Genomic DNA, 8,142 nt, shown 5'->3' with positions numbered 1-8,142 from the left:
TCCCCGTCTCCCCGTTTTTCCCCGTCCCCCGCTTTTTCATTTCTCCGTACGAGCGTAGAAGGTGTAGCCCCCGAAACCGTTGCCGGAGCATTGCGCGCCCGCTACGGCTGCGGTGCGGACGGTTTCTGTGCGGTCCTGCGTGACCGCTCGGCAAGCGGCTACACGTCCTCGTGGCGCCACCTGGCGGGCAAGCGTCAGGGGCTCCCGAACAGGGAGGAGTTGGCATGATCTTCTTCCGGCGGTCCCGCCTGAAGGCACGCGCCGTGAAGCAGAGGACGAGGCAGGCCGCCGGCCGCACCACGGAGGCGCTGGACGCCCGGCTGCCGGTCGCCGAGGGCGGCGGGCTGCTGCGCAAGCCGTTCCCCGATCACTGGTCCTTCCTCCTGGGCGAACTGGCCCTCTACAGCCTGATCGTGCTGGTGCTGACGGGGGTGTACCTCACGCTCTTCTTCGAGCCCGGCATGCGCGAGGTGGTGTACGACGGCTCGTACGCGCCGCTTTCCGGTGTCCGGATGTCCGAGGCGTTCGACTCCACCCTGCGGATCAGCTTCGACGTGCGCGGCGGGCTGCTGATCCGGCAGATGCACCACTGGGCCGCGCTCGTCTTCCTCGCGGCGATCGGCGTCCACCTGCTGCGGGTCTTCTTCACCGGCGCGTTCCGCAAGCCCCGCGAGGTGAACTGGATGATCGGCGTGACGCTCTTCCTGCTGGCGCTGGCGGAGGGCTTCGCCGGTTACTCGCTCCCCGACGACCTGCTGTCGGGCACCGGGCTGCGGATCGCGCAGGGCATCATGCTGTCGCTGCCGCTCGTCGGGTCGTACGTCAGCATGTTCGTCTTCGGTGCGGAGTTCCCCGGCCACGACCTGATCTCCCGGCTGTACGGAGTGCACATCCTGCTGCTGCCGGGCCTGATCCTGGCGCTGGTCACCGTCCACCTGATCCTGGTCTTCCATCTGAAACACACCCAGTGGGCGGCCCCGGGCCGCACCCACCGCAATGTGGTCGGCAGGCCCCTCGTCCCCCACTTCTCGGCCACGTCGGGCGGCCTGTCCCTCATGGTCTTCGGAGTGACGGCGTTCCTCGGCGGGGTGGCGCAGATCAACCCGGTCTGGGTGTACGGCCCCTACCGTCCGGACCAGGCGTCCACCGGCTCCCAGCCGGACTGGTACGTCGGCTTCCTGGAGGGCTCGCTGCGGCTCGTCCCGCCGTGGGAGACGACGGTCGCCGGCCACACCCTCATGTGGAACGTGCTGCTCCCGGCCGTGGTGCTGCCGCTCGCGCTGTTCGCGCTGCTGTACGCCTATCCGTTCGCCGAGGCGTGGGTGACCGGTGACCGGCGCGAGCATCACCTGTGCGACCGGCCGCGCGACCGGCCCGTGCGCACGGCACTCGGCACGGCGGCGGTCAGCGCCTACGCGGTACTGCTGCTGGCCGGCGGCAACGATGTGGTGGCCGACACCCTCGGCATCTCCCTCAACGCGCTGACCTGGACGCTGCGGACAGCGCTGATCGTGCTGCCCGTCGTCGTGTTCGTGGTGGTCAAGCGGGTGTGCCTGGCGCTGCGCGAAGCCGAGCTGGAGCGGCTGGTTGAGGGCGAGGAGACCGGGCTGATGCGCCAGACGGTCGAGGGCGGTTACGAGGAGGAGCACCGGCCGGTGGGCGAGGAGGAGCGGTACGTGGTGCTGTACGGCAGTATGCCGGCGGCTCCCCCGCTGCCCGCCGAGGGGAACGGTGACGGCGACGGGGGCGGTGAGGCCGGGCGGCTGCGGTCCGCGCTCAGCCACTGGTTCGCGGCGGACTCCCGGGAGTCCGGGCGTCAGCTGCGCGGCCGGCCGGCGCGCGGCTCACGGCCGCCGGACTCCTGACGGCCCTGACGGTCCTGCCGGTCCTGGCGCCCCGCGTACTGGAACACCATCTCGAAGACGCCGAGGGCCAGCACGCCCGCCCCGAGCAGCGCCAGCCACAGCCCGAAGACCACGCCGAGCGCCACGACCGTGAACCCGGCGGCGACGACGAGGGGCCAGGGGCTGGCGGGCGGGAAGAAGTCCAGCGGCCCGGCGGTGTCGGCCACCTCGGCGTCGCGGCGGTCCTGCGCCCGCCGCCCGCGCCGCCGGTACTGCACGGCCAGGAAGAAGGCGACCAGCGCGGCCATCAGGCACGCGACGATCAGCACGCTGGTGCCCGCGGGGTCGTGCCCGTACCTGCCGTAGACGCCGGCCGTGACGGCGAAGAAGCCCGCCACCCCGGTGAAGAGAATCGCTTCGGTCTTCATGTGCCCCACTCCTTCCGCGGGTTCACGTGCGCCATTCCTTCTCCGGGTGGTGCAGGTCGAAGGCGGGCGATTCGGAGCGGATGCGCGGCAGCGCGACGAAGTTGTGGCGCGGCGGCGGACAGGACGTGGCCCACTCCAGGGACCGGCCGTAGCCCCACGGGTCGTCGGTGCCGACGCGCGTGCCGTACTTCGCGGTCTTCCACACGTTGTAGAGGAACGGCAGTGTCGAGGCGCCCAGCAGGAACGCGCCGAGGGAGGAGACGGTGTTGAGCAGGGTGAATCCGTCGGCCGCGAGGTAGTCGGCGTAGCGCCGCGGCATGCCGTTCTCGCCGAGCCAGTGCTGGACGAGGAAGGTGGTCTGGAAGCCCACGAACAGCGTCCAGAAGTGGATTCTGCCGAGCCGGTCGTCCAGCATCTTCCCCGTCAGCTTGGTCCACCAGAAGTAGAAGCCGCCGAACATCGCGAACACGACCGTCCCGAACAGCACGTAGTGCAGATGCGCCACGATGAAGTACGAGTCGGTGAGGTGGAAGTCCAGCGGCGGCGAGGCGATCACTACGCCGCTGAGCCCGCCGAGCAGGAACGTCACGAGGAAGCCGACCGCCCACAGCATCGGTGGTTCGAACGACAGCGAGCCCCGCCACATCGTCCCGATCCAGTTGAAGAACTTCACCCCGGTGGGCACCGCGATCAGGAACGACATCAGGGAGAAGAACGGCAGCAGCACGGCGCCGGTGGCGAACATGTGGTGCGCCCAGACCACGGCCGACAGCATCGTGATCGCGACGGTCGCGCCGATCAGCCCGACGTACCCGAAGACCGGCTTGCGGGCGAAGACCGGCAGGATCTCCGTCACGATGCCGAAGAACGGCAGCGCGACGATGTACACCTCGGGGTGGCCGAAGAACCAGAACAGGTGCTGCCACAGGATCGCCCCGCCGTTGGCCGCGTCGAAGATGTGCGCGCCGAACTTCCGGTCCGCCTCCAGGGCCAGCAGCGCCGCCGTCAGCACGGGGAAGGCGGGGAGCACGAGGATCGAGGTGAAGAGCACGTTCCAGGTGAAGATCGGCATCCGGAACATCGTCATGCCGGGCGCGCGCAGGCACATGATCGTGGTGATGAAGTTGACCGCGCCGAGCGTGGTGGACACACCCGCCACGACCAGGCCCATCGTCCACAGGTCACCACCGGCGCCCGGTGACCGGACCGCCCCGTTCAGCGGCGCGTACGCGAACCAGCCGAAGGCCGCGGCCCCGCCGGGCACCAGGAATCCGCTCACCACCATCAGCCCGCCGAAGAGGTACATCCAGTACGACAGCGCGTTCAGGCGGGGGAAGGCCACGTCCGGCGCGCCGATCTGGAGCGGCATGACGGCGTTCGCGAACCCCGCGAAGAGCGGGGTGGCGAAGAGCAGCATCATGACCGTGCCGTGGATCGTGAACAGCTGGTTGTAGACGTGCTCGTCGGTGATCTGCAGCCCGGGCCGGGCCAGTTCGGCCCGCATCAGCAGTGCGAGCAGGCCGCCGAAGAGGAAGAAGCAGAAGGACGTCACCAGGTACAGATTGCCGATCACCTTGTGATCGGTGGTCTTCGTCAGCCGGACCAGCCGCCTGCCCAGCGGCGGGGCCGGCCGGTATCCCGTCCGCACCGCGCCGTCCGCCAGTTCGGTCACAGCCTCGCCTCCCGGGAACACACCGACCCATCCGTGCCCGAGTGCCCCGCGCGGCGGGGAAAATCCGCCCGGTCGGCGGGACAATTGCTGTGTGGACAGGGACCGGGAGGTACGGGTGGTACGCGGTACCCGGCTGCGGGCACTGGCGCCGGGGGCGCTGAGCGGGGCCCTCGCCGGATACGCGGCGCTGGCCGTCGCGGAGCTGGCGTCGGCGGCGGTGGGGCCGCAGGCGGGCCCGGTCGTGGCGGTGGGCGGCGCGGCGATCGACCTGACGCCGGCGCCGGTGAAGGACTGGGCGATCCGGACCTTCGGCACGGCCGACAAGCTCGTCCTCCAGCTCGGCATCCTGGCCGTACTGGCGCTGCTCGCGCTCGCCCTGGGCGTCCTCGCGCTGCGCCACCGGCGACTCGGCGCGGCGGGCGTCCTGCTGTTCGGCGTGGTCGGCGCGGTGGCCGCGACGAGCCGGCCGGACGCGACCGCCCTCGACGCGCTGCCTTCGGTGGCCGGGGCGGTGGCGGGCGGCGGACTGCTGTACTGGTTCGCCGGGCGGCTGCGCGTGCGGACGGAACCGGAATCAGCACCGGAACGAGCACGGGGACCGGCCCCGGAGGCGGCGGCCCCGGAGACACCGGAGGCGACGGCCGGGGAAGCACCCGTGGCCGGCAAGGGCTGGAACCGCCGCGGCTTCCTCCTCGCGGCCTCGGCCGCGGCGGCGGCCTCCACCGGCGTCGGCGCGCTGGGCCGTACGCTCAGCAGCTCGGGCAGAGACGCGCTCGCCTCCCGAAGCCGTATCGTCCTGCCCGCACCGGCGTCCCCCGCACCGCCCGTCCCGCGGGGAGCCCAGCTGCGTGTCGCGGGCCTCGGCCCGTTCCGCACCCCGACGAAGGACTTCTACCGGGTCGACACGGCGCTCCTCGTCCCCAAGGTCGACGCCACGACCTGGCGGCTGCGCCTCCACGGCAAGGGCGTCACCGCGCCGCTGACGCTGACCTTCGACGATCTGCTCCAACGCGACCTGATCGAGCGCGACATCACCCTCGCCTGCGTGTCCAACGAGGTCGGCGGCCCGTACGTGGGAAACGCGCGGTGGATCGGCGTACCGCTGGCGGAGCTGCTCCGGGAGTGCGGTGTCCGGCCGCCGTCCCGGGGCGGCCCGGCCGACCAGCTCGTGGCGCGGTCGGTGGACGGCATGACGATCGGCAGTCCGGTCGAGGACGTCATGGACGGCCGGGACGCGATGCTGGCGCTGGGCATGAACGGCCGGCCGCTGCCGCTGGAGCACGGCTTCCCGGTACGGATGGTCGTCCCCGGCCTGTACGGCTATGTCTCGGCCTGCAAGTGGATCGAGGACATCGAACTCACCACGTTCGACGCCTACGACGCGTACTGGGTCGAGCGCGCGTGGGCCCGCGAGGCGCCCGTCAAGACGCAGTCGCGCATCGACACTCCCAGGCCCGACGCGCGGCCGAAGCCCGGCACGGTCATGATCGCCGGCGTCGCGTGGGCGCAGCACCGCGGCATCGACCGGGTCGAGGTGCGGATCGACGACGGCCCGTGGCGGCGGGCGGATCTCGCCGCGGAGGACACCCGCGACACCTGGCGCCAGTGGTCCCTCCCGTGGCGAGCGACCCCCGGTACCCACACCCTCACGGTGCGCGCCACGGACCGCACCGGACAGACCCAGCCCGCACGCCGCACCCCGCCCGTCCCCGACGGGGCCACGGGCCACCACTCGGTGTCCGTCACCGTCGAGTGACGTGCCCGGGCGCCCTCAGCCGTCGAGTACGCGGTCGGTGTCCAGGCGGGTGAGGAGTTCGGGGTGGTGGAGTTCCGCCACGGGGGCCAGCAGGTCCGGGTGGCGCAGGAGCGCGGCGGCTTGCTGGTCGTGGACGTCGGGCGCGACGAGGCGGCGGAATTCGACGGGGGTACCGGACGTGTGCCAGGAGCCGGCGAGGGCGGTCACCGCGGCTTCGGCCAGGGCCGGTGTACTGAGGAGGGCCGCCGCCCAGCTCGCGACGACCTCGTCCACCCACGACCGCCACGCGTGCTCCGCCACGTCACCCTGTTCGGGGGCGTCCGCGCCGGTGAGCCAGTCGAGACGCCCTGAGCCGCCCGGGCCGGTGACCGAGACCAGTGCGGCGTCCATCGGCGTCGGATAGCGCAGCCACGCCGCGACGGTCACGGCCTGCCGGGCCTGCGCTTCGGTGAGGGCAGCGCTCAGGGCGCCGCCGCTCGAGGGATACGCGCAGGTCAGCCACTGGGTCGTCGCCGATATCAGCGGGGAGAGGTCCGTGGGCACCGATGAGCCCTCCGAGTCGGTGAGGGGGCAGGCCGCACAGAACGCTACCCAGCGGCACTCTCCGGGTGAATGATGCAGGTCACGACGGAGACGTGGCGTTCGTCTCCGCTTGTCCGGTTGTCCGGTACCGGCTACCCGGGGTCGGCGGCCGGCAGCGGGCGGACGGTGAGGATCTGCTGCGCGTGACCGACGGGGCCGTTGATGTCGTGCAGGACCGTGCTGGTGATGCCCTGGCCGGTGCCGCCGAAGGTGACGGTGGTGTCCAGTCCGGTCCAGCGGCCCGCCGGCTGCCGGTGAAGGTGGACGGTGAGGTCCACGTTGGGGAACATCCAGGCGGTGGGCGACTCGCGCACGGCGATGCCGTTGGCGGTGTCGACCAGGGCGAGGTAGGACGCCAGCGGACTGCTGGGCTGTCCCGCGACGAGGTCGAGCGGCGTGGACACCCAGGCGGTCGTGCGGCCCGGTTGCGGCGGCGCCACCGGCCGGACGTCCAGCGAAGCGATGTACCCACCGGGCCATACGGAGCCCAGCGGCCAGGAGGACAGTGATTCGGGCGGCTGGAGCCGGTCACCGGCGCCGCCGGCCACGGCCGCGGTGTCCACGGCGGCGAGCAGCCAGGCCCGCGCCCGGACCACGGGGCGGTCGGCGATCCGTACGACGGCCTCGATCAGTTCGATCGTACGGCCCGGCCGCAGCGTCTCCACGCGGATCTCGCACTCGTCGAGCGCGAGGCGCCCGAGGATGTCGAAGCTGATCCGTCCGAGGACCAGCCCGCTGTCCGGGCGTGCGGACAGATGGCGCTCCATGGCGTGCACGATGAGGCCGCCGAGCGGGCTGAAGTGCTGCTCGTTGATGTCCCAGGCACCGCTCACGTGCGGGGTGGGCTTGTAACGGTGCTCGTCTATGGGCTCGTAGTAGCTGTCGTACTGCGGCACGCCGGTGCTCAACGGAAGGTTCTCCTCGGCCTGGTGTCAACGAGTGTCGGAGAGCGTCAGGTCAGGATGGCATGCGGGACGCGGGCCGTGAAGATCGTCAGGCCGGGCCCTGGGCCGCGGGCCGGCGGGCCGTATCGGGTGGCCAGACGGGGCGGTGGCTCTCGGGGAGAGTGGCGAGGGCCTGGGTGACGGTGGTGAAGACCGGGAGCAGTTCGCTGCTGCCGGTCTGGTCGAGTATCTGCCGCACGCGGCGGCCCACGCACGCCAGCAGGAGGCGGCCCTGGCGGCGGCGCAGGAGCCAGTGCAGGCCCAGCAGGCAGTTCAGGCCGCGGGAGTCGCAGAAGGTGAGGGCGGAGCAGTCGAGGACCAGATAGCGGTTACCGGCGCCGACGCAGGAACCCACCGTGACGCGGAAGACGCCTTCGCTGCCGTGGTCGAGTTCGCCGCTGACGCGCAGCACGGCGCCGGCGTCGCAGGAGGCGAGCGTGGTGATCGCCAGTCCGTCGGCGTACGGCATGCAGCACCTCCGGCGCTCCTCGTGCCCACTTCCCGTTGTTGCGGATCGTACGGGCCGTGCGAGGGGAAACAAGGTGGTTCCCCCAGTTTTTTCCTCCTCGCTCCGGCTCCTCCCCCTTCCGCCTTTCTGCGGTGGGGAGTTGCGGGGAGCCGTGGGGAGTTGACGCTGCGGTCCGGTCCGGCGGCCTCGGCCGACCGTGCGCGTACGCACTGTGCGGTACGGTCCGTTCAGCCAACACCCGGCGAGAGGAGGGGGCGCAGTGTCCGGACCCGTGGCCCGCGCCGTCATGGACGACCGAGGCCGACTCCGCACGATGCTCGACTTCGCCCGCCGTCACTTGGCGAGCAACGCGGCCGAGGCCGAGGCGTTCGCCCCCGGCGACCACAGCGGCCAGATGCGCCACCGCCTCGCCGGCCTCACGAAGACCATCGAACTGCTCCTGGAGGC

General features: G+C 71.6%; 8 protein-coding genes. 3 read left to right on the top strand and 5 right to left on the bottom strand.

What is annotated here, in order from left to right:
- Positions 1 to 224 precede the first annotated feature (224 nt).
- The gene (gene qcrB, locus CCS38_RS02575) at positions 225 to 1,865 is read left to right on the top strand and encodes a cytochrome bc1 complex cytochrome b subunit (RefSeq protein WP_223731538.1); all 1,641 of its coding nucleotides are present in this window, start codon (positions 225 to 227) and stop codon (positions 1,863 to 1,865) included.
- Here qcrB and ctaF read toward each other — a convergent pair.
- A complete protein-coding gene (gene ctaF, locus CCS38_RS02570) occupies positions 1,817 to 2,272 on the bottom strand; it encodes an aa3-type cytochrome oxidase subunit IV (protein ID WP_223731537.1) in 456 nt (151 codons plus the stop codon). The genes qcrB and ctaF overlap by 49 nt on opposite strands.
- A gap of 22 nt (positions 2,273 to 2,294) precedes the next feature.
- The gene (gene ctaD / locus CCS38_RS02565; RefSeq protein WP_223731539.1) at positions 2,295 to 3,920 is read right to left on the bottom strand and encodes an aa3-type cytochrome oxidase subunit I; all 1,626 of its coding nucleotides are present in this window, start codon (positions 3,918 to 3,920) and stop codon (positions 2,295 to 2,297) included.
- Positions 3,921 to 4,035: 115 nt separating this feature from the next.
- Here ctaD and CCS38_RS02560 point away from each other — a divergent pair, with 115 nt between their 5' ends.
- On the top strand, positions 4,036 to 5,700 hold the full coding sequence (locus CCS38_RS02560; protein ID WP_223731536.1) for a sulfite oxidase: 1,665 nt from the start codon (positions 4,036 to 4,038) through the stop codon (positions 5,698 to 5,700).
- A 15-nt stretch (positions 5,701 to 5,715) separates the two neighbouring features.
- Here the strand turns inward: CCS38_RS02560 and CCS38_RS02555 are convergent, their stop codons facing one another.
- From CCS38_RS02555 to CCS38_RS02545, 3 genes are all read right to left on the bottom strand, one after another.
- Complete coding sequence (locus CCS38_RS02555) at positions 5,716 to 6,243, bottom strand: hypothetical protein (protein WP_223731535.1); 528 nt, start codon at positions 6,241 to 6,243, stop codon at positions 5,716 to 5,718.
- Positions 6,244 to 6,374: 131 nt separating this feature from the next.
- Positions 6,375 to 7,190 (bottom strand): thioesterase family protein, encoded by an 816-nt coding sequence (locus tag CCS38_RS02550; RefSeq protein WP_223731534.1) that lies wholly within the window; start codon positions 7,188 to 7,190, stop codon positions 6,375 to 6,377.
- An 85-nt stretch (positions 7,191 to 7,275) separates the two neighbouring features.
- Complete coding sequence (locus CCS38_RS02545) at positions 7,276 to 7,695, bottom strand: STAS domain-containing protein (RefSeq protein WP_223731533.1); 420 nt, start codon at positions 7,693 to 7,695, stop codon at positions 7,276 to 7,278.
- 259 nt (positions 7,696 to 7,954) lie between these two features.
- Between CCS38_RS02545 and CCS38_RS02540 the strand changes: the two genes are divergently transcribed.
- A partial coding sequence (locus CCS38_RS02540) for a hypothetical protein (protein ID WP_223731532.1) occupies positions 7,955 to 8,142 on the top strand: 188 nt, incomplete at its 3' end.

Source organism: Streptomyces purpurogeneiscleroticus, assembly GCF_020024005.1.
GTDB classification, from domain to species: domain Bacteria; phylum Actinomycetota; class Actinomycetes; order Streptomycetales; family Streptomycetaceae; genus Streptomyces; species Streptomyces purpurogeneiscleroticus.
The sequence above is the reverse complement of the archived record's forward strand: the minus strand, read 5'-3'. Positions and strand labels throughout refer to the sequence as shown.